The sequence below is a fragment of the Frankia sp. AgKG'84/4 genome, from assembly GCF_023242965.2.
In the GTDB taxonomy this organism is placed as follows: Bacteria; Actinomycetota; Actinomycetes; order Frankiales; family Frankiaceae; genus Frankia.
Window position 1 is genome coordinate 1 of record NZ_JALKFU020000032.1, and the last position, 20,918, is coordinate 20,918.

Annotated in this window: 21 protein-coding genes; 17 read left to right on the top strand and 4 right to left on the bottom strand. The window is 70.8% G+C overall.

The window, feature by feature from the left end:
- A partial coding sequence (locus MXD58_RS04455) for a putative bifunctional diguanylate cyclase/phosphodiesterase (RefSeq protein WP_250609070.1) occupies nucleotides 1–2,098 on the top strand: 2,098 nt, incomplete at its 5' end.
- Nucleotides 2,099–2,167: 69 nt separating this feature from the next.
- Here MXD58_RS04455 and cofC read toward each other — a convergent pair.
- Nucleotides 2,168–3,004 (bottom strand): 2-phospho-L-lactate guanylyltransferase, encoded by an 837-nt coding sequence (cofC, locus tag MXD58_RS04460; RefSeq protein ID WP_284677853.1) that lies wholly within the window; start codon nucleotides 3,002–3,004, stop codon nucleotides 2,168–2,170.
- Between the two features lie 394 nt (nucleotides 3,005–3,398).
- Between cofC and MXD58_RS04465 the strand changes: the two genes are divergently transcribed.
- Entirely contained in the window at nucleotides 3,399–4,409 is a 1,011-nt protein-coding gene (locus MXD58_RS04465) for an NAD(P)H-dependent glycerol-3-phosphate dehydrogenase (protein WP_248840884.1), read from the top strand.
- On the opposite strand, the gene murA is transcribed toward MXD58_RS04465, so the two are convergent.
- Nucleotides 4,357–5,808: a UDP-N-acetylglucosamine 1-carboxyvinyltransferase gene (gene murA, locus MXD58_RS04470; RefSeq protein WP_248840883.1), complete on the bottom strand. Its 1,452-nt coding sequence runs from the start codon at nucleotides 5,806–5,808 to the stop codon at nucleotides 4,357–4,359. The two genes, MXD58_RS04465 and murA, sit on opposite strands and share 53 nt — an antisense overlap.
- Before the next feature lie 101 nt (nucleotides 5,809–5,909).
- Nucleotides 5,910–6,752, bottom strand: a complete 843-nt coding sequence (gene thiD, locus MXD58_RS04475) for a bifunctional hydroxymethylpyrimidine kinase/phosphomethylpyrimidine kinase (RefSeq protein ID WP_248840882.1) — start codon at nucleotides 6,750–6,752, stop codon at nucleotides 5,910–5,912.
- A 267-nt stretch (nucleotides 6,753–7,019) separates the two neighbouring features.
- Here thiD and MXD58_RS04480 point away from each other — a divergent pair, with 267 nt between their 5' ends.
- The 3 genes from MXD58_RS04480 to MXD58_RS04490 all read left to right on the top strand — a co-directional run bounded on the left by MXD58_RS04480 (nucleotide 7,020) and on the right by MXD58_RS04490 (nucleotide 8,789).
- Nucleotides 7,020–7,253 carry an Lrp/AsnC family transcriptional regulator gene (locus tag MXD58_RS04480; protein WP_248818470.1) on the top strand — a complete coding sequence of 78 codons (234 nt, stop codon included), beginning with the start codon at nucleotides 7,020–7,022 and terminating at the stop codon, nucleotides 7,251–7,253.
- Nucleotides 7,254–7,330: 77 nt separating this feature from the next.
- Nucleotides 7,331–7,789 (top strand): DUF3515 family protein, encoded by a 459-nt coding sequence (locus MXD58_RS04485; RefSeq protein ID WP_308301899.1) that lies wholly within the window; start codon nucleotides 7,331–7,333, stop codon nucleotides 7,787–7,789.
- 559 nt (nucleotides 7,790–8,348) lie between these two features.
- On the top strand, nucleotides 8,349–8,789 hold the full coding sequence (locus MXD58_RS04490; protein WP_248840880.1) for a hypothetical protein: 441 nt from the start codon (nucleotides 8,349–8,351) through the stop codon (nucleotides 8,787–8,789).
- 51 nt (nucleotides 8,790–8,840) lie between these two features.
- Here MXD58_RS04490 and rpmB read toward each other — a convergent pair whose 3' ends face one another.
- Entirely contained in the window at nucleotides 8,841–9,029 is a 189-nt protein-coding gene (gene rpmB, locus MXD58_RS04495) for a 50S ribosomal protein L28 (protein ID WP_248840879.1), read from the bottom strand.
- 221 nt (nucleotides 9,030–9,250) lie between these two features.
- Here rpmB and recG point away from each other — a divergent pair, with 221 nt between their 5' ends.
- From recG to MXD58_RS04555, 12 genes are all read left to right on the top strand, one after another.
- Nucleotides 9,251–11,434 carry an ATP-dependent DNA helicase RecG gene (gene recG, locus MXD58_RS04500; protein WP_248840878.1) on the top strand — a complete coding sequence of 728 codons (2,184 nt, stop codon included), beginning with the start codon at nucleotides 9,251–9,253 and terminating at the stop codon, nucleotides 11,432–11,434.
- Nucleotides 11,435–11,445: 11 nt separating this feature from the next.
- Nucleotides 11,446–12,003 (top strand): 16S rRNA (guanine(966)-N(2))-methyltransferase RsmD, encoded by a 558-nt coding sequence (rsmD, locus tag MXD58_RS04505; protein WP_248840877.1) that lies wholly within the window; start codon nucleotides 11,446–11,448, stop codon nucleotides 12,001–12,003.
- The gene (coaD, locus tag MXD58_RS04510; RefSeq protein ID WP_248840876.1) at nucleotides 12,000–12,488 is read left to right on the top strand and encodes a pantetheine-phosphate adenylyltransferase; all 489 of its coding nucleotides are present in this window, start codon (nucleotides 12,000–12,002) and stop codon (nucleotides 12,486–12,488) included. The genes rsmD and coaD overlap by 4 nt, the downstream gene beginning before the upstream one ends.
- A gap of 330 nt (nucleotides 12,489–12,818) precedes the next feature.
- Complete coding sequence (locus MXD58_RS04515; RefSeq protein ID WP_248840921.1) at nucleotides 12,819–13,463, top strand: YceD family protein; 645 nt, start codon at nucleotides 12,819–12,821, stop codon at nucleotides 13,461–13,463.
- Complete coding sequence (gene rpmF / locus MXD58_RS04520) at nucleotides 13,463–13,633, top strand: 50S ribosomal protein L32 (RefSeq protein ID WP_248840875.1); 171 nt, start codon at nucleotides 13,463–13,465, stop codon at nucleotides 13,631–13,633. Before MXD58_RS04515 ends, rpmF begins: the two co-directional genes overlap by 1 nt.
- Nucleotides 13,634–13,638: 5 nt before the next feature.
- The gene (locus tag MXD58_RS04525; RefSeq protein ID WP_248840874.1) at nucleotides 13,639–14,688 is read left to right on the top strand and encodes a phosphate acyltransferase; all 1,050 of its coding nucleotides are present in this window, start codon (nucleotides 13,639–13,641) and stop codon (nucleotides 14,686–14,688) included.
- Nucleotides 14,685–15,497 (top strand): ribonuclease III, encoded by an 813-nt coding sequence (gene rnc, locus MXD58_RS04530; RefSeq protein WP_248840873.1) that lies wholly within the window; start codon nucleotides 14,685–14,687, stop codon nucleotides 15,495–15,497. The genes MXD58_RS04525 and rnc overlap by 4 nt, the downstream gene beginning before the upstream one ends.
- A gap of 38 nt (nucleotides 15,498–15,535) precedes the next feature.
- Nucleotides 15,536–16,495 (top strand): bifunctional DNA-formamidopyrimidine glycosylase/DNA-(apurinic or apyrimidinic site) lyase, encoded by a 960-nt coding sequence (mutM, locus tag MXD58_RS04535; RefSeq protein WP_248840872.1) that lies wholly within the window; start codon nucleotides 15,536–15,538, stop codon nucleotides 16,493–16,495.
- 201 nt (nucleotides 16,496–16,696) lie between these two features.
- Nucleotides 16,697–17,464, top strand: a complete 768-nt coding sequence (locus tag MXD58_RS04540) for a DUF2786 domain-containing protein (protein WP_248840871.1) — start codon at nucleotides 16,697–16,699, stop codon at nucleotides 17,462–17,464.
- Nucleotides 17,465–17,918: 454 nt separating this feature from the next.
- Nucleotides 17,919–18,215, top strand: a complete 297-nt coding sequence (locus MXD58_RS04545) for an acylphosphatase (protein WP_374615623.1) — start codon at nucleotides 17,919–17,921, stop codon at nucleotides 18,213–18,215.
- A gap of 213 nt (nucleotides 18,216–18,428) precedes the next feature.
- Nucleotides 18,429–18,626 carry a hypothetical protein gene (locus MXD58_RS04550; protein WP_248818456.1) on the top strand — a complete coding sequence of 66 codons (198 nt, stop codon included), beginning with the start codon at nucleotides 18,429–18,431 and terminating at the stop codon, nucleotides 18,624–18,626.
- A 318-nt stretch (nucleotides 18,627–18,944) separates the two neighbouring features.
- Nucleotides 18,945–20,918: chromosome segregation SMC family protein (locus MXD58_RS04555; protein WP_250609071.1), on the top strand; the 1,974-nt coding region annotated here is incomplete at its 3' end.

Consider the following 20,918-nt stretch of genomic DNA (forward strand, 5'->3'; position numbering starts at 1 on the left):
CGCGCCGGCCGGTTCAACCGCCGGTGGGCGTGGTCGGGACGATCGCCGGCGACGTCTCGCCACGGGGGCGCCGCCGGCCGTGTCGGCGGGCCTGGTCGGCGTGGCCGACTGGGGCGGCCGGTTCCGGGCCGCGCGCGGGCTGCCCGGGCTGCCCGTCCTCGCGCTCGACGAGATGATCCTCGCCGGCTCGCTGTTCCTGCTGACCTGGTCGGGCCTGCTGGCCGGGCTCGGGAGCACCGACCTCGACGGGTCCCTCGGCCGGTCCGCCACCGGCCACCTGGTCGCGGTAGCGCACGTGCTGGTGGTCCTCGTGATGGTGCTCGCGGTCCTGCACGTCGCGGGCTTTCGCCAGCCCGTGGACCTGCCGGCGGTGGTCGCCGCCGGCACGGGGCTCGTCTTCCTCGCGCTCGTCGGGCTGCTGTGCACCCACCTCGACGACGACGGCGGCGGCCGGGGCGCCGGGTCGGTGAGTGGACCCGCGGCGGTCCTCGGCGCGCTGCTCGTCATGCTCGCCGCGGTCAGGGCCGGCTGGACGGGGCAGGGCCGGCGCGCGCAGGACCCCGACCCGCGTGCCGAACTCGCCGCGTGGCTACGGCTCGCCGCCCCCTACCTGGCCGTCGCCGGCGTTGCGGCCTTCCTGCTCGGCCGGTCCCGCGGCGGGATCGCGCTGGATCCGGTCGAGATCGCGGTGGGCGCGGTGCTGGTCGCCGCGGTGTTCATCCGCCAGATGCTGGCGCTGCGAGCGAACCAGCGGCTCGCGACCGTCCTCGGTGACACCGAACGCGAGACGCGGCACTGGATCTCCCACGATCCACTCACCGAGCTCGCCAACCGGGGGCTGTTCCACCAGCGGCTCGCCACGGCCCTCGCCGCGAGTCGCCACGACGGGCGTGACGTCGCGGTCGTGTATTGCGACCTCGACGACTTCCGCGTCATCAACGACAGTCTCGGCCACGCGGCCGGTGATCATCTGCTGCGTGCCGTCGGTCAGCGGCTGCGGCACTGCGTGCGCACGACGGACACCGTCGCGCGACTCGGCTCCGACGAGTTCGCGCTGCTCCTCGACGGCGGCCAGGAGCTTCCCGAACAGGTCGCGGAGCGGGTACTCACCGCGCTTCGCCAGCCGGTCGCCGTCGGCGGCCACCACTGGCCGGTGCGGGCGAGCGTGGGACTGGTGGTCGCCGGCCGAACCCAGGTGACCACCGAGGCGCTGCTGCGGCGAGCCGACACCGCGCTGCACGCGGCGAAGCAGACCGGGAAGAACCGCCTCGTCGTCTACCGCCCCGGACTCGGCGCGACACCGGGCGCGCAGCTCGTCGCCGGTACCCATCTCGCGGACGCCCTCGCGACGGCCCTGCGCCGCGGTGGCTGGTCCGCCGGCTTCGCCGTGCACTACCAGCCCATCGTCGGGCTGCGGGACCGCATGCCGGTCGCCCTCGAGGCGCTCGCGCGGTGGACCGCCCCCGGCCGGGGCCCGGTACCGCCCGGCACCTTCGTGGCGGCGGCCGAGAGCAGCGGCATCGTCGGCACCCTCGACGACATGATCCTCGGCCAGGCCTGCGCGGAGATCGCCGTGGCCTACCCCGATTCCGCGCTGCGCCTGCACGTTAACGTCTCCGCCAGCCGGGTCGCGGACACGACGCTGCTCGACAGCGTCGCCCGGGCGCTGGCCACCAGCCGGCTCGACCCGCGCCGGCTCGTCGTGGAGATCACCGAGACCAGCCGGCTCAATGACCTGGACGGCGCGCGTGAGGTGCTCGAGGAGGTGCGCGCGCTGGGCGTCGCCGTGGCACTCGACGACGTCGGCGCGGGACACAGCACGCTCGCGGCCCTGCACCTGCTGCCCATCGACGTGGTCAAGCTCGACCGGACGCTGCTCGATCCGCCGCCGGACGGCGGCCGGGTGGCCGCACTGCGCCGATCGATGATCAACCTCGCGCACGCCCTGGGCGCCGTCGTCGTGGCGGAGGGGATCGAGCGGGAGGGGCAGATCGCCGAGCTGGAGGAGCTGGGCTGCGAACTCGGCCAGGGCTTCCTGTTCGCCCGGCCAGGCCCGCTGAGATCACCGCTGCCGGGACACGCCCCGGCCGGCGACTGACGCCAGTCCCCGCCGCCGCCTGCGCGGCGACCGCCGCCGTGACCGCCGTGACCGCCGTGACCGCCGCCGTCAGGAGGTGAGGATCCGGCGGGGATCCAACGCGGCGGTGGTGGCGGTGCCGAGCCCGAGATGCTCCGCCGCGGCGAGATCCTCGACCGTGTCGACGTCTCGACGCAGCCCCGGTACGGACGCGCCGAGCGCGGCGGTGAGATCGACCGCGCCGGAGCGGCGGTGCGCAGCGTGGCTCAGCGTGCCGAAGGCGGGATCGAGCGGGTGACCGGCGCGCACGGTCAGCAGCACCGTGCCGGTGCCCGCCGCGTCGGCGAGGACCGCGCGGTCATGGCGGGCGGCCTCGATCAGGGCGCGGCGCAGCTCCGCCGTCCGCAGCGCCGGCAGGTCGGCGGACATCGCCGCGAGCGCGTGCCCGGGCCACCAGCGGTCGGCCACGACGGCCCCATGCCTCAGCGCGGAGTTGAGACCGTGGTCGGGCAGGTCGGGTACGACGCGGAGCCGCTCGCGCATCCACACCGGCAGGCTCGCAGCCCCCAGTCCGGGCAGTGCCAGTCCGGGCAGTGCCAGTCCGGGCAGTGCCGGTCCGGGCAGTGCCGGTCCGGGCAGTGCCGGTCCGGGCTCGGTCGGGCCGGGCGGCGGGGCACCGATGCTGCCGGCCTCGCGCAGCCGGGCGAGCACCTGGCCGACCGTCAGGTCGTTCGTGACGACCACGACGGCGCCCACGAGGTCGGCGGCGGAGGCCAGCACCGCGCTCACGGTGTCGAGTGCCATCGCCAGCGCGAGCCGGCTGCGGTCCGGCCGACGCAGACGGGACTTCGCCCGGGCCAGATCCTTCAACGGGAGCAGGACAGTCCATGGCGCCTCGCCTGAGGGGAGCGACACGAAGGCGACCATAGGCCATCCCGTCCGCTTCGGCACGCCTCGGACCGCCTCGTCGGGGATCGCGCCAGCTCGGCCGCCTGCCCGGTGGTGACCGGCGCCGCGCCCACCGGGCGGCCGGCGGGCGGCGCATGCCGCGTGAAGCTCGCAAGGGCGGCGTCTACGGTCGATGGTGTGGACGCGAGGGAACGTGGTGGGAGTCGACCTCAGCACGGCGTGCCGGACGGTCCTCACCGGGCGGGATCCCGCCCCGGTCATGTGCGCTCATCCCGGAGGGAACGATCATCGTCGAATCCGCCACCGTCGAATCCGCCACCGTCGAATCCGCCACAGTCGGGCGCCCCGCGCCGGCCGGCGGCGCACGTCGCGCGTGTCGTCCCGTCCGCGCCGCGGCGTCCGGGGTGACCGCATGAGGAAGGCGGCGGTGCTGACCGCCGGCTCGTGGGGGACCGTCTTCGCCAAGGTGCTCGCGGATGCCGGCGCCCGGGTCGACCTCGTCGCCCGGGACGAGGAGGTGATCCAGTCGATCAACGAGCGGCACGTGAACCCTCGCTACCTGCCGGCCGTGCGGCTGCCGGACCGGGTCCGGGCCAGCGGGGACCCGGCCGCCGCTCTGGCGGGCGCGGGGCTCGTCGTGCTGGCCGTGCCGTCGCAGGCGCTGCGCCCGGTGCTCGCCGGCTGGGCGCCGCTGGCACCGCCCGACGCGATCTACGTCAGCCTGATGAAGGGGGTGGAGGCGACGAGCCGGCTACGCATGAGCCAGGTCGTCGCCGAGGTCACCGGCGTGCCCGCGGACCGGATCGCGGTCGTGAGCGGTCCGAACCTGGCACCCGAGATCGCCGCGGAGCATCCGGCGGCGACCGTGGTGGCCAGCTCGTCGGCGCGCACGGCGGCGGTCGTGCAGGCGGCGTGCTGGACGCCGTACTTCCGGCCTTACACCAACACCGACGTGGTCGGGTGCGAGCTCGGGGGAGCGGTGAAGAACGTGATCGCGCTCGCCGCCGGCATGCTCGGCGGCATGGGGTTCGCGACGAACAGCCAGGCTTCGCTGATCACGCGAGGCCTGGCCGAGACGTCGCGGCTGGGGATGGCGCTCGGCGCCGACCCGATGACGTTCGCCGGCCTGGCCGGGCTCGGCGACCTCGTCGCGACCTGTGGGTCGCCGCTGTCCCGCAACCGGACCTTCGGCGAGAAGCTGGGCCGCGGGCTGAGCCTGGCGCAGGTGGAGGCCGAGCAGCGGCAGGTCGCCGAGGGGGTCCGGTCGTGCCGGCCGCTGCTGGCCGTCGCGGATCAGCTCGGGGTCCCGATGCCGATCACCCGGCAGGTCGAGCGGGTGCTCTACGAGGGGCTGCCGCCGCTGGAGGCGGTCAAGGAGCTGATGAGCCGCGAACCTGGGCCGGAGTACCGGTTCGGTCGCTGACCTCCCTGCCGCCCCCGCCGCGGCCGCCGACGGGCTCGGGCGAGGCACCGGGGACGAGAACCGGTTCGACGAGGGCGCCGATCGAGCGCAGCTTTCCGACCGGGTCCTCATAGCCGCGTTCCAGGTAGCGCGTGCCGCGGATGGTGCTGGTGCCGTCCGCGACGAGGGCGGCGAGGACGTAGGCGAAGCCGGCGCGCAGGTCCGGGATGGTCAGATCGATGCCGGTGAGCGGCGTCGGACCGCTGACCACTGCGGAGTGTTCGAAGTCGCGGGAGGCGAACCTGCATCCCTTGCCGCCGAGGCACAACGTCGACAGCGCGATGTCAGCGCCCATCTCGGTGAGCTGGCGGGTGTAGCCGAAGCGGTCCTCGTAGATCGTCTCGTGGACGACCGACGCGCCTTTCGCCTGGGTGAGCAGCACCACCAACGGCTGCTGCCAGTCGGTCATGAATCCGGGATGCACGTCGGTCTGCACATGGGTGGCGCTCAGCGGGCGGGCGCGGAAGAACGTCATGCCCCGCCGGGTCACCTCGAACTCGCCGCCGAGGCGCCGAAGGTGGTTCAGGAACGTCATCAGATGCTCCTGACGGGCGCCGATCACCTCGACCCGGCCGCCGGTGGCGACGGCGGCGGCGGCGAACGACGCGACCTCGATGCGGTCGTGCACCGGCGCATGGGTGGCGCCCCGCAGCGCTTCGACGCCCTGGACCACGATCGTCCGGTCGGCCTCCACGGCGACCAGAGCACCCATCTGCTGCAGGAACAGGATGAGATCGATGATTTCCGGTTCTGTCGCTGCGTTCGAGATCACTGTCGTGCCCTGCGCGCGGACCGCTGCGAGCAGCAGGTTCTCGGTCGCCCCGACGCTCGGGAACGGCAGCGCGACATGCGTGCCACGCAGGCCCAGGGTCTTGACCTGAACGGACCGCACCTGTTCGACGATCTCCGCCCCCATCGCGCGCAGGCCAGCGAGATGGAAGTCCACCGGCCGCTTGCCGATCCGGCAGCCACCCGGCAGCGGGATCACGGCCTCACCGACCCGGTGCAGCAGCGGGCCCATCATGAGGATGGGTATGCGGTTGACGCCCGAGTACGCCTCGGACAGCGAGGCGTCGACGATGCGTTCGGTGGTCAGCCGCACGGTGTGGTCGTCCAGCCACTGCACCTCGGTGCCGAGTTCGGCCAGCATGCCGAGCACCACGTCGACCTCGGCGATGCGCGGAACCCTGGTCAGGGTGCACGGCTGCGGGGTCAACAGAGTGGCGACGAGCAGTTTGGTGACCGAGTTCTTGGCGCCGGACGCTTCGACCGAGCCGCGCAGCGGGACACCACCGCCGATCCGGTACAACCATCGATCCGAGGTTCCTGGCGCGGTCACCGCGGTGCTGTTCGCCCCCACGGGCTACCTCCCATGGCGATGGTGAGAATGCAACAGGTCACATCTGGCGGGGCGATTCAACCAGACCCCCGGGTGGGGGCCATCCCCCGGACCGGTGGTGGCTACCGGCGGTGACGATAACCGTGGTCCACCGGGCCGATGCCGCCGCCGAGGGGGAAGCCGGCGGCCAGCGCGCCGCTGACGAACTCCTTCGCCGCCCGCGCCGCCCGCTGCGGCGTGTCGCCGAGCGCCAGCCGGGCGGCGATCGCCGAGGCGAGCGTGCAGCCCGTTCCGTGAGTATGCCGGCGATCGAGGCGGGGGCCCCGCAGCACGAGTTCCGTCACACCGTCGGTCAGCAGGTCGACGGCGTCCCCGGGCAGGTGGCCGCCCTTGACAAGCACCCAGCGGGGACCAAGCTCGAGGACCGCCGCGGCGGCCCCTGGCAGGTCCGCGGCATCCCGGACGTCCACCCCGGTCAGCAGCCGGACCTCATCGACGTTCGGGGTCACGATGGTCGCCCGCGGAAGCAGCTCCCGTCGCAGGACGTCCACCGCGTCCGGGGCGAGCAGCGGATCGCCGTGCTTGGACACCCCCACCGGATCGACCACCAGCGGGGCGTCGACGCGGTCGACCTCCCGGGCCACCAGCGCGACCAGCGATGCCGACGAGAGCATGCCGGTCTTGACCGCGTCCACCCCGATGTCGTCGACCACCGCCCGGATCTGGCCGCGGACGGCCGCCACCGGCAGATCCCACACTCCGTGCACGCCGAGGGAGTTCTGGGCCGTCACGGCCACGATCGCGCTCATGCCGTGCACGCCCAGCTCGAGCATCGTCTTGAGATCCGCCTGGATCCCGGCGCCGCCACCCGAGTCCGAGCCGGCGATGGTCAGCACCCGCGGCGGCGCGGCGGGCGGCCCCGGGACCGGCGTGCGGGCGGGGACGGGGGCGGGGGCGGGGGTCACCAAGCGCTCCACACCATCACGTGCCTCCTCGGTCTTCACTTTCCGTAGTTGTATTAGTGGCTGCCATCACAATCGGGTACGGCTTCGGGGTGGCGGACCCCAGGATTGAGGGCCGGACGGGCGCGCGCCGGGAGTCTCCCGGCGCCCGGGGGTCGCGGCGAGAAAATCCTCGGCTGCGAAGGCTCTCATCCGGCCCGTTTGCCTGTTACCTTCTGTCGGCCCGTAGTTCTGCTCGACGGGCTGTTGACGTCCGACGAGGGAGCGTCTGTGGTCCACGCGTACATCCTTATCCAGACCGAGGTCGGCAAGTCCGCGTCGGTTGCCAAGGAGATCGAGCAGATCCCTGGGGTCACCCAGGCCGAAGACGTCACCGGTCCCTATGACGTCATCGTGCGCGCCGAGGCGCCCACGGTGGACGACCTCGGCAAGATGGTCATGTCGAGGGTTCAGGCCGTTGACGGCATCACCCGGACACTGACCTGTCCAGTCGTCCACTTCTGAGGGCCCGCGGCCGGCGCCGTCCCGTTCCGTCCCGGCGCACCGGTGGGGAGCGTCGCGGCGGCCGTACCGGTGTCGCCGTGGTCGGCCTGGCGTTCTGTCTGCTGACCACGGCGTGCGGGGGAGGTCCCGGCGCGTTGAAACTGACCAACGTACCGGTACCGGCGCCAGCGTCGCGGGCGGCCTGCGCCGATCTGATCCGGGCGCTGCCGTCCTCGCTGGGCGGCGACCTTGACCGCCGTGAGCTGGATCCACCGCAGGAGAGCGCGGCCGCCTACGGCCGGACACCAGCGGTGATCACCTGTGGTGCGGCCGGCGTGCCGGCCAGTTACCGCCCGACCTCCGACCTGTCCGTGGTCAACGACGTCGGGTGGTTCGCGGAGACGATCGGTGCCGGCGTGCGGTTCTCGACGCCGACCCGCTCGCCCCACGTGGTGCTCACCCTGCCCACGGCCGCGCTGCGCGATCTGCAGCCCTTCGACGTCCTGGTCGTGGTGGCGCCGGCGGTGCGCGGACACAGCGTGTCAACCACGGCCTGACCGCCCGACTCACCTGTCGTGCGGCTCGGCGCAGCCCGGCTCCGTCGCGCGGCGGATCCGCTCGGAGGCGTACGTGGCCTTGACGATCAGCTTGGGTGCTAGATGTCGCCGAAGGTGTCGCGAACGGCGGTCGTCTGGTCGCGCGGGGCCGGTCGCGATGTCGCAAGATCGGTCGAGATCAGGACCTGCCGGCCGGCGGCGGTGGGTCGCCCGGCGCGGTCCGGAGGGTTCGACGCGGGGGTGAACCGGGTCTACGGACGCATCGAGGACAACCTTGCTGTCGGATTGAAATGCCGTTGACCAGGGCGGAAGGTGGCGAAGCACCGGGAGGGCGCGGCACTCGGTGGGAAGCGGCTGGACGCCGGGCATAATCGAATGTATGTTCGAAGCGGTGGGGCGAGGTGTCGAGCCTCGCGATAAAAATGATCATCTTTTCGGAGCCGATGACGGATCGACGGCGGGGCCCGGGTCAGCCCTGGTTCGCGGTCAGCCGGTTGATGATCTTGGCTATGGCGAGTGCCTGCGCCTCGACACCTGGATCGGTCGGGAGATCGCTCGAATGGAGGCCTGGCGGCTGCGGGTGCGGGACCGGTTCGCCCGGCTGCGGCCGCCGCTGCCGGGCGACCGCAGCGGTGCGGAGCGAGGCTTCAGCGAGTTCGCCGGTGACGAGCTGGCCGCGCCGCCGCACTCGCTCCCGCAGCCGCCAGCATCCAGCTCGCCCGCGCCGTCGAGGTGGTGGAGCGCCTTCCCGCGACACTGGCCGCGCTGGAGGCGCGGCACGATTGATGTCGACCGGGTGAAGGCGATGGCCGACGTCACCCACAGGCTTGACGCCTCGCAGGCCGCCCTGGTCGAGAGCCGGGTGCTGGCCCGCGGCGCCAGGCCGACCTGCTCGGCTGCCGCCACCACCATCGCCTCAAGCATTCGGGCGAATGGACGCTACGACAGCCGATCTCTGGCCTGCACCTCTGAACCAGCGGAACCGGCCGAGAGTATGTGACCGAGGCGGAGCCGTACCCGGACGAGTCGACGGTCTGAGGCCGTCACCGGCCTAGCCGCGGGTGACCTTGCCCGCCTTGATGCAGGAGGTGCAGACGTTCATCCGGCGGCGCGCGCCACCCACGACGCCGCGGACGGTCTGGATGTTCGGGTTCCAGCGACGGCGGGTGCGTCGGTGGGAGTGGGAGACCGACATGCCGAAGCCCGGCCCCTTGCCGCAGACGTCGCACACCGAAGACACGAGAAACACTCCGTCGAAATAGTCATGGTCCCGGAGTCGCACCGGGAAGTCGGGCGGGTCTCGGCGCCGCGTTCGTCCTTGTCTGCAGGCCCGATGGCATGATCAACAAGGCCCGCGCGGCGGAAACCTCCGTCAGCGTACCCCAGCCACCGTGGTCCAGATCGTGGAGCGCAGGGTGATCGGGCCCAGGGCTGTCGGGTGGTCGGTGCAGTATCTGTGGTGTGGTCGACCTCGACACGCCCCTGAAGACGCTCCTCGGCGCGCGCGCCGCCACCCTGCTGGCTGATGGCCTAGAGCTGTCCGCGGTTGGTGACCTGCTCAACCACCTGCCGCGGCGATATCACGAGCGCGGCGAACTGACGGATCTCGCCGACCTCACCCTGGGCGAGACCGTGACGGTTCAGGCGCGGGTGGAGAAGATCGAACGTCGGCCGATGCGCGGCAGCCGCCGGACGATGCTGCTGGTGACGGTGACCGACGGACGCCTGTCCCTGACACTCACGTTCTTCAACCAGACCTGGCGGGAACGTGATCTCCGCCCTGGAACGACCGCGCTGTTCGCCGGCAAGGTTGATGAGTATCGCGGCCGCCGGCAGCTGGTCAATCCCGAGGTCCAGCTCCTGGACCTGGAGGCCGGCGGCGACGGCGACGTCGGTGGCGAGGCGTTCGCGAACGCGCTGGTCCCGATCTATCCGGCCGCCGCGAAGGTGCCGAGCTGGACGCTGGCCCAGTGTGTCCGACTGGCACTGGACTCCCTGGAACCAGTGCCGGACCCGCTGCCGGAGGACCTGCGGCAGCGCCATCGCCTGCCACCGCTCGCCGAGGCGTATCGCCTCGTGCATCAGCCCGACAGCCGCGCCGACGTGGCCTCCGGGCGTAAACGGCTGAGCTGGGACGAGGCACTGGTTCTACAGGTCGCTCTGGCCCAGCGTCGGCGTCAGACGGAGAGCCTGGCGACCACCCCGAGGATGGCGTGCCCGGATGGCCTGCTGACGGCCTTCGACGCTGCTCTGCCCTTCCCGCTCACCAGGGGGCAACGGGAGGTGGGTGCCGCCATCGCCGCAGATCTGGCCCGACCGGTGCCCATGCATCGTCTGCTGCAGGGCGAGGTGGGCTCGGGAAAGACCGTCGTCGCGCTGCGGGCCATGCTCGCCGTGGTCGACTCGGGCGGTCAGGCTGTGCTGCTCGCCCCGACCGAGACTCTCGCCATCCAGCACTCCCGGAGCCTTCGGGACATGCTCGGAGACCTGGCCCGCGGCGGCGAGCTCGGCGGGGATGACCAGGCGACCCGTCTGACACTGGTGACTGGGTCCATGGGTGCGCGGGCCAGGCGGGAGACGTTGGCCGCCATCGCGGACGGTTCGGCCGGCCTGGTCGTCGGGACGCACGCGCTCCTCCATGAGGACGTCGTGTTCGCAGACCTCGGTCTGATCATCGTCGACGAGCAGCACCGGTTCGGCGTCGAGCAGCGGGATGCGCTTCGGGCGCGCGGTCGCCGGCCTCCGCATCTGCTCGTCATGACCGCGACACCGATCCCGCGGACGGTCGCCATGACGGTCTTCGGCGACCTCGAGGTCTCGGAGCTCACGGAGCTGCCTGCTGGTCGGGCCGGAGTGTCGACCTATGTCGTCCCGGCCGCCGTCCGTTCGTGGACGGATCGGATGTGGGGCCGCATCAGGGACGAGGTGGGGACCGGCCGCCAGGCGTATGTGGTCTGCCCGCGGATCGGTGGCGCGGGGGCCGACGACGATCAGGTTGTCGGGCAGGATGGCGAGGATGGCCGTCCGGTGCGTCCAGCGGCCACCGTGACGGAGATGCTGCCGCTGCTGGTGGACGGGGAGCTCGCCGGGCTGCGGGTCGAGTCGCTGCACGGGCGGCTGGCACCGGCGCAGCGCGAGGCGGTGATGACCAGTTTCGCCGACGGAAAGATCGACGTCCTGATCGCGACGACGGTCATCGAGGTCGGCGTGAACGTCCCGAACGCGACGGTGATGGCGGTACTGGACGCGGATCGATTCGGCGTGTCCCAGTTGCACCAGCTCCGGGGGCGGGTGGGGCGGGGCAGCGCGCCAGGCTGGTGCCTTCTGCAGACCGCGGTCGAGCCGGACGCGCCGGCGTGGCAGCGGCTGGGCGCGGTGGCGGCGACGAGTGACGGCGCTGAGCTGGCCCGTCTTGACCTCGCGCAACGTCGCGAGGGCGATGTCCTCGGGGCGGCCCAGTCCGGTGGGCGCCGGTCCCTGAGACTGCTTTCCTTGCTCCGCGACGAGGAGCTCATCCGGGAGGCAAGGGCCGAGGCCGTTCGCCTCGTGGACGATGATCCGGGACTGGACGGTCATCCGACCCTGCGGCGACTGCTCAACGCCGTGCTCGATGAGGAGAGCGCGGCATTTCTCGAGAAGGGGTGACCGTCTCCTCGATGACACGAATCATCGGCGGAAGCGCGGGCGGCCGACATCTTCTGGTTCCACCAGGAAGATCGACCCGGCCGACGTCGGATCGCGCTCGCGAGGGCTTGTTCAACACGTTGTCGACGCGCGTGGAACTCGCCGGCGCCCGGTTCGCTGATCTCTTCGCGGGAACCGGCGCGGTCGGCCTGGAGGCGCTGTCGCGGGGTGCCTCCCATGCGCTGCTCGTAGATCGTGACGTGGCGGCGGTCCGGGCCCTGCGCCGTAACGTCTCGGCATTGGGGCTCTCCGGGGCGGAGGTCGTGCTTGCCACCGTCGCGCGTGTGGTGCAGAACACTCCCGGAAATCCCTACGACGTGATTTTTCTCGATCCGCCGTACGCGATGGGCGATGATGAACTCGGGGGCGTGCTGGCGAAGGTGCGTAGCGATGACTGGCTGACTACGGACGGTGTCTGTGTGGTCGAAAGATCCCATCGGTCCGCCCCGCTCGCCTGGCCGGACGGGATGTGCGCTTTGCGTGACCGCAGGTACGGGGAGGGAGTTCTCTGGTACGGTATTCGATCATGAGGAGGGCAGTCTGTCCCGGTTCCTTTGATCCGATCACCAACGGACATCTTGACATCATCATCAGAGCCAGTCGGCTCTTTGACGAGGTTGTCGTTGCCGTTTTGATCAACAAGAACAAGGCGACGCTGTTTACTGTCGAAGAGCGGATGGAGCTCATCCGCGAGGCGCTGCGAGATCATCCGATGGCGCCCACCAACGTCGTCGTGGATTCGTCCCATGGTCTGGTCGTCGATTTCTGCCGCTCTCGAGGCATCCAGTCGATCGTGAAGGGCTTGCGGGCCGTGAGCGACTTTGACTACGAGTTGCAGATGGCCCAGATGAACAATTCTCTCGCGGGTGTGGAGACTCTCTTTATGAGTACCAATCCGCAGTATGCGTTTCTGTCGTCGAGTCTGGTCAAGGAGGTGGCCCGCTACGGCGGGGAGGTGTCGGGCCTGGTTCCGGACGTCGTCCTCAAGCAGCTCAGGGAGCGTGCGCAGAACTGATCGTTTCCCGGTCCGCTCCCGCTCCTGGGCGAGGGTGTCGGGTGGCCGGGCTGCGGGGCTGCCGGCGTCCCGCTGGAGGGCGCCGATCTGCAGGCCCGTCCTGGGGGCTCGTCCTGGGAACCGATCGGATAAGCTGGGGACAGTCGTCGTCTGGCTGGTGCCGGGATTCGCCCGCCGGCTCTCCGGAGGGCCGGGTGAGCTGGGGAGTTCAGGGCATCCCATCGCTCAGAGCATCCCGCTGTCAGCCGGCGCCGCGTGACCCTGTATCCGAGTGGAGCCCGCCGCTGCGAGCTTCCCGAGCCGAAGCCAGACGTGAACTCGACTGTCGCCATGACTGGATCTCACCCTCGTCGCCGGACGCCCAAGGGCCCGCTCGTGCTCGATACACGAGAGCTGGGTCGGCGTCCGGGGACGATGAAGCGTGTGCAGACCCAGGCGAAACTGCCCGCTGGCTTCGGAACCGAGATGATGTGGGCCCCCGAGGGGGCGGAGGCCACCCTCGATCTGCGCCTCGAATCGGTGATCGAAGGGGTGCTGGTCAGCGGAACCGTGGAGGCGCCGTTGGAAGGCGAGTGCGCCCGGTGCCTCGACCCGCTAGCCGATGTCGGCACCGTCGAGGTCCGCGAGCTGTTCTACTACGCTGACCGGGCAACGGACGTTCCGGAAGACGAGGATGTCCGGGTGCTGGTGGACGATCGGGCCGACATCGAGCCGGTTGTCCGCGACGCCTTGGTGTTGAACCTGCCGCTGTCGCCCACCTGCAGACCGGACTGTTCCGGTCTGTGCGTGGGATGCGGAGCCCGCCTCGACGACGTGGGGCCCGATCACTCGCACGATCGTCCAGACCCGCGCTGGGAGGCGTTGTCCGCACTGGGCGACGGTGGTCGGGCGAGCGCCGGGCCGGTGCGGCTGGAGCCAGACGAAAGCCAGGATCCGGCTGAATCGGATTCTGACATGGAGAAGGAGAAGGAATAGTGGCCGTCCCGAAGCGGCGCACCTCGCGCAGCAACACTCGGTCCCGTCGTTCGCAGTGGAAGGCCAAGGTGCCTACCCTCGCGAAGTGCTCCCGGGGTCACGTGGTCCGACCGCACACCGTGTGCACGACGTGCGGCCGGTACAACGAACGCCAGGTGCTCGACGTCTGACCGATGTGACCCGCATCGCCGTTGATCTGCTGGGGGAAGGGCTGCCGGCCGGTTCCCTCATCGAGGCGCTGCCCACAGCGTTGGCTGCGGATCCGCAGCTCGTCCTGATCCTGGTCACGGCCGGTGGCGAGGTTCAGGACGAGCTCGCCCGGCTGGGAATAGCCGCCGAGGAACGAGTTCTGGTGCGCCCAGCCACCCAGGTGGTCAGCGCGGGATCCGATGCGGTCCGCGATGTGCGCGGCCGACGGGACAGCGGGGTCCGAGTGGCGGCAAGGCTCGTCCGCGACGGCCAGGCCGACGCGATGGTCTCGGTATCGCCACTCGAGGCGGTCGTGGCCTCGGCGCGGTTCACGTGTGGCCTGCTGCCCGGATCTACGACGGCAGGGCTCGCGACGGACATCCGTCTTCCCAGTGTTACTGCCGTCCTCTGTGACGCGGGGGCCGCGATGTCCGGCACGGTCGACGAACTCGCTCAGTTTGCGCTCCTGGGCAGTGTCTATGCCGCCGTGCGGTTCTCCACCCCCAAGCCGCGAGTCGCCTTGTTGACTGCTCGGGCCGCTCTGGTGGACCCCGTCCGCCTGGCCGCCGATGCACTGCTGAGGGACCTGGACCTGAACTACGTGGGGTCGTGGACACCTGACCGGGCCCCAGATGCCGACCGTGGGGAGGGCGACGGGGAGCGCACCGGCCCGATCGAGGTCCTGGTAACCGACGGTTACACCGGCGATATCTTCCTGGCCGCCTTTCGCTCGGCTCTCGTCCGGCAACGCGAGGGCCAGAGTGTCGCGGTGGGGGCGGGCGCCGGACTGGATCCGGCGTGGGGAACACTGGGAGATCCTGACGTGCGGGGGGCAACGATCGTGCTGGGGGTTGACGGCGTCATGGTGCACGCCGAGCACGCCGGAGGAGGAACCGTGGATGCGGCCGGGAACGGCCTGCTCGCGGCGCTGGGCGTCGCGTCGATGGCGGTGCGGGGTGAGCTGGTCTCACGCTCCCGCACAGCGATGGAGACTCTTGTCGCGCGGCGGCGGGCTCGTGCCGGGCTGGTCGGATGACCCGCCAGCTACCGCCACCGCCGTCCCGGGACATCCTGATCGAGATGCTGAGTGCCGCCATCGATCCGGACCTGCTGGATCGGGCGCTGACACATCGGTCGTACGCCTACGAGAAGGGCGGCCTGCCGACCAACGAGCGGCTCGAGTTCCTGGGCGACGCCGTGCTCGGCCTGGTGGTGACGGCGGCTCTGTTCCTGCGCCACCCCGACCTTCCCGAGGGGCAGCTGGCCAAGCAGCGGGCCTCCGTGGTCAACATGCGGGCACTGGCCGACGTGGCGCGCGGAATCGGACCGACGGGGCTCGGCCCCTACCTTCTGCTCGGGCGCGGCGAGGAGACCACCGGCGGACGCGACAAGGCAAGTATTCTCGCGGACACGCTGGAGGCGATCATCGGCGCCGTGTATCTGTCGGCGGGCCTGGAGGTCGCTTCGGAGTTCGTGCACCGCCTTTTTGACCCTCTGCTGGACGAGGCGGCCGGCCGGGGCGCGGGGCTCGACTGGAAGACGTCGCTTCAGGAACAGACGGCGTTGCTCACCCTCGGACCACCCGAGTACGTGGTCAAGGAGGCTGGCCCGGACCATGCCAAGCGCTTCACCGCGTACGCGAAGATCGCCGGGGAGTCGCTCGGTGAGGGCGAGGGCGGGAGCAAGAAGGAAGCGGAGCAGCGGGCCGCGGCCGCGGCGTTCTCCGTTCTGGAAAGCCGAGCGGCCAGGGTGGCGCCGCAGGGAGCGGGCGGCGACGCCCCCGACAGGCCGACCGGCGAGCGGTCCGTGAACGGCGCGCCGGCCCTGGCGCCTCCTGACCAGTGACCTTTCTGCCGCGGGCTCAGCTTTGACCGCAGGACATCATGCCTGAGCTGCCGGAGGTGGAGGTTGTCCGGCGCGGCCTGGAGCGTGGCGTCGTCGGACAAGTGATTAATTCTGTCCAGGTGTGCCATCCGCGGGCGGTGCGTCGCCATGAGGCCGGCGCCGCTGACTTCAGCGCCCGGCTGGTCGGGCAGCGGATCACGGCGGCGAGGCGTCGCGGCAAATATCTGTGGCTGGCGCTGCACCGGCCGCCGCTGGCCGCGCGGGCAGGACTCGTGCGGCGGCCCGTGGGCCCGACGGATATGTCCTCGACGCTGGCCGCCGTGGAGCCGGCTGGCTCGTTGGCGGTGGCTGACGACGCGTTGCTCGCGCATCTCGGCATGAGCGGCCAACTGCTCGTCGTGGCTGCGTCGACGCCGGTCCAGAAGCATCTGCGGGTGCGTTTCACGTTCGCCGACGAGGATCGCGAGCTGCGGTTCGTCGATCAGCGCACGTTTGGCGGTCTGGCGGTCGCGCCGGGCGGCGGGGACCTTCCGACCCAGATCGCGCATATCGCGCGGGATCCCCTAGACCCGGAGTTCGACGAGGATCTTGTCGTCCGGCGTACACGGGCGCGGCGCACCGGCGTCAAGCGCGCGTTACTCGACCAGACTCTGATCAGCGGCGTGGGAAACATCTACGCCGACGAGGCGCTGTGGGCCGCCCGCCTGCACTACGCGCGCCCGACCGAAACCATGACCCGGCCCGAGATACGGCGCCTGCTGGACTGCGTCCGGGTGGTCATGGATGCCGCGCTCGCGGCGGGCGGGACCTCCTTCGACCGGCTGTATGTGTCGACGGAGGGCGTCAGCGGCCTGTTCGAAAGATCGCTGGCGGTTTACGGCCGGGAGGGCGAGGCCTGCGGCCGGTGCGGCGACATGATCCGGCGCGACGCCTTCATGAACCGATCAAGCTTCACCTGCCCCACCTGCCAACGTCCCCCGCGCCGCCCCAGGTGGTAACATTCGATCACACGTTCGAACGCTCCTTCGTTTCGGGGCTCGAACGTGGCCTGCACGGCGGCGGTGAGGGCCCGCCCGTCGTGTCGGCCGACTTTTGTCGCCTCGTCCGGGGCCGAGCTGGGACGCTCCCGGTTCGGTGAGGCACCACCGAGAACGCCGGGCCGCGTTGCGGCTGCCCGGCGCGACAGGGATGGAGGCGCCGTGAATCCGGACGCGCTGCTCGGCCGGGTACGGAAGTTGCTCGCCATGGCGGAGGCCGAAGGCCTGACCGAGGCGGCCAGGGAGGCCTACAACGGCAAGGCGGCCGAGCTCATCGCTCAGTACGGCATCGATCGTGCGCTGCTCGAGGAAGCCGAGCCCCAGCGGATGGCGGCGGCGGATCTCGTGGTCGCGGTGGAATCGCCCTACGCGCGGGACAAGATCTCGCTGTTGGCTGGTGTCGCCGCGCCGCTGGGCTGCCGCCTGGTCCACCGCACCTCCCGTCAGCGGGAGGGCACCGCCCATTCGGCGCATCTGTTCGGCATGGCGGCCGACATTCAGCGGGTGCAGCTCTTGTTCACGTCGCTGCTGGTGCAGCAGGCACACGGCCTGGCTGTGCTTCGTCCACCCCGGCAGGAGGATCCCAGGGCGTTCCGGCGGTCGTGGATGGCTGGGTTCGCGCTGGCGGTCGCGGAGCGGCTCGCCGCGGCCGAGCGATCGGCCCGTGACCGGGCACAGGCCGCACGGCGTGAGGAATCCGCCGAGAGCGCCGAGGACAGGCCTTCGGTGGCGGTCGTGCTGGCGGATCGAAGCCGGCGGGTCGAGGCGCATCTCGCGAGCGTCTATCCGCGTCTGCGAACGCCGCGTATTCGGCAGCTCTCCGGCAGTGGGGGCCGCGAAGGATTTCTCGCCGGCGAGCGAGCCGATCTCGGATTGGGGAACCGGGTTGCCGGTCGAACCTCACCCGCGATCGGCTCGCGTAAACAGTGACGACCTGAAAACTGTGCGGTAGGCGTCTCGGCCGGGAACGGTCCGAAAACGACGGCGGTCTAGTGAGTCAGAGCTTTCCGCCGGGAAGGTTCGGAACGGCGGTCTGGGTCGGACCAGCGGTCCGCGGCGGGGCGTAGCCAGGGCCAATGATCTTTTCGCCCTCCACCGGCGCGGGCGTCACATGGCGATCGCCATCGGCACTCGAGTGGGGGACGGGTAGGACGCCACCATCCTGGTGGAAGTCCTGCCCGCAGCCGCTGAGAATCAGGGCGGAACCGAGCGCTGCGCCGACGATGGCGACTGCGGTCGTCCTGCCGCGAAAACGCGCCTGCATAGATCGCATGCCGCGGAGATCCACCGGCCGTGCTGCATTGCCCGGCTGGTCCTCCGCCTGAGGGAGAGATGAGGTGTCCACGATGGGCTGTACCCTACCTTGCTGATGAGTGAGCTACCGATGGAGCAGACGGCGGCTGGCACGTCCGTGGCTCGGTTCACCGCCCTGGTCAGCGGGCGGGTGCAGGGCGTTGGCTTTCGTGACTATGTGCGTACTCGTGGCCGCCGTCTCGGCCTGGTCGGTTCCGCCACAAATATGCCGGATGGTGCTGTCGAGGTGATTGCGGAGGGCGCGGAGCTCGCGTGCCGCGATCTCGTGCGGTTGCTGGTGACCGGTCATACTCCCGGCTCGACGGATCAGGTCGTGGTGCTGTGGCGAAGGGCACAAGGTGATCTGGTTGGCTTTCGCCGGAAGTGACCGCGCGTAGAGGCGCTGCTGGCAGATCTGTCATCAGGGCGACGAGCAAGATTTTGCGTGTTCACCGGACCGTCCCGGGGTCATGTGGCATGCTCTTGACTTTCGGTCACGCCCCGTGGGACTCTGGAGCCATTGTTGGGGGCGCACTCTGATCTGTTCGGATCTTGTGTTGTCCGACGCCCACTAGGTCACTCATCGTGGAGGACCATCACTATGGCGAAGGCCCTTTTTGGCCACGTCGGTTCCGGCAGCGACTTGCGTCTCTCTTATGAGGTGCGTCGGCTCCGTGCGCGGGTTGCGGAGCTCGAAGCTGAGCTGACTCGAGTACGTGAGGTCAACGAGGCACTGGTCGGGGGTGTCGACGTACCGGAGGATGTCCGGGCGCTCGACGCGGCGCCGGCGTACAGCTGAACGAAATGATCGGCCTCGTCGGGGCGTTTCGCTGAGGCGTCCTCGACGGGTACTAACCGTCAGTTCTTACGATTTGGCTACCCCTACATGCTCACGCCCACTCACTCTTTGTGGCTGACCCCTTCCTTGGGGTGGCGCACTCGCTCATGCGCCTGAGCGTGTCCGGAAAATTCCACTCTGGGTGGCAGTCAGGCTCTGGCGGAGTGTGGCTGTCTGGCTGCGCTCCGCTGCTCGCTAGGATTAGGCGTCCGTCGTCGGCTGTTTGCGCAGATCTGTTGCCGGCCCGACGAGCCCTCCTCGCCGTTGCCCCGGAGACCGGTGCATCTCAAGAGTCTGACCCTGCGGGGCTTCAAGTCTTTCGCCAGCTCGACCGCGTTGCACCTCGAGCCGGGCATCACCTGCGTGGTCGGGCCAAACGGCTCCGGCAAGAGCAACGTGGTGGATGCCATCGCCTGGGTCCTGGGAGAACAGGGCGCCAAGGCCCTCCGCGGCGGCGCCATGTCGGACGTCATCTTCGCGGGTACACCCGCTCGGCCGGCGCTCGGCCGGGCCGAGGTCCTCCTGACGATCGACAACACCGACGGCGCGCTGCCCATCGAGTACACCGAGGTCACCGTCGGCCGGCTGCTCTTCCGTAGCGGCGAGAGCGAATACACGATCAACGGAACGAGTTGCCGGCTCCTGGATATCCAGGAGCTCATGAGCGACTCCGGCATTGGTCGCGAGCTGCATGTCATCGTCGGTCAGGGGCAGCTTGACGCGGTGCTGCACGCCCGACCGGAAGATCGCCGCGCCTTCATCGAGGAGGCCGCCGGCGTCCTCAAGCACCGCAAGCGCAAGGAAAAGGCGCTGCGCAAGCTCGAGGCGATGTCAGCGAACCTGACCAGGCTCACCGACCTCTCGGCGGAGCTGCGCCGACAGCTCGGCCCGCTGGGCCGGCAGGCGGAGATTGCCCGCAAGGCCGGGGCTATCCAGGCGGCGCTGCGAGATGCCCGCCTGCGGCTGCTAGCGGATGACGTGCACGCCGCCCGCGGCGCGATCACCACGGACGCCGCCGACGAGGACGCGTTGCGAAAGCGGGTGGCGCAGACCGAGGCCGCACATGCCACCGCCGCGCAGCGGGAAGCGCGACTGCAGGCCGACCTGGCCGAGATCGTGCCTCGAACCGCGGCCGCCCAGGAAACCTGGTACGCGATCGCGTCGCTGCGCGAACGGCTGCTGGGAACCCGTTCGCTGGCGATGGAACGGGCCCGCCTGCTGCGCACCGCGTCCGACGATCTTCGCGGTCGGCGTGATCCAGAGGAACTCGAGCAGGAGGCCGCGGCGGTCCGGGAGCAGGAGGTCGCGCTCACCGAGCGGCTCGAGCTTGACCGGGAACGGCTGGAGGAGGTCATCACCCGCCGGGCAGGGCTCGAAGCGGAGCTGGCCCGGGAGGAACGCGAGCTGATCGCCGCCGCGCGGGCCGCCTCCTCGCGGCGCGAGGAGATCGCGCGGCTGGCCGGCCAGGTGGAGGCTGCCCGATCGAGGGCCACCGGGGCGGAGGAGGAGATCGCGCGCGCCACCGAGTCGCTCGTGGCGGCACGCGACCGGGACGCGGAGACCTCCCAGTCGCGGGCAGCTCTGGACACCGAGCTCGAACGGCTGGACGACGCCCGCAGCGATCTCACTGAGCAGCATGACGCCGCGGTGGCGGTGCATGCCACCGCGAACGACCGCCTGGAGACGCTGCGCGGCCAGGAGCGCGCCGCTGACCGGGACCGCGCCTCCTGGTCGGCTCGTCGGGACGCGCTGCGCCTTTCGCTCGCTCCGGCCGACGGAGTGGCCGCGCTGTTGGAGGCTGCCGACCGCGCACGCTCCGCCGGGGCGGCGGATGGCGGCGGAGCGGAGGCGGAGGCCATCGAGGTGGTGCCTGGGGCCGGCCGCAGCGGGCTGGCCGAGCCGCGGACCTCGTCCGGCGAATCCAACCGCCGCAGGAACAGCGGCCACGGACATCGCGCCAGCGGGGGCCGCGGCGGCGACGGGAGATCGGGCGCCGAGAGCCCGGGGGCCTCGCCCCTCCCGCCGCCGCTGGACTCGCCGTTCTCGCCGATCGGTCGGCTGTCGGGTGTACTGACCGTGCGCCCCGGCGCCGAGATCGCGGTCGCGGCCGCACTGGGACCAGCCGCCGACGCGCTCCTGGTGGCCGGGCCCACGGAGGTGCTGACCGCGTTCGCCTGGCTCCGACTGGCCGATGCCGGCCGCGCCGCGTTGGTGACAGCTTCGCCGCTGATCGATCAGGACGCTGGCGTGGCC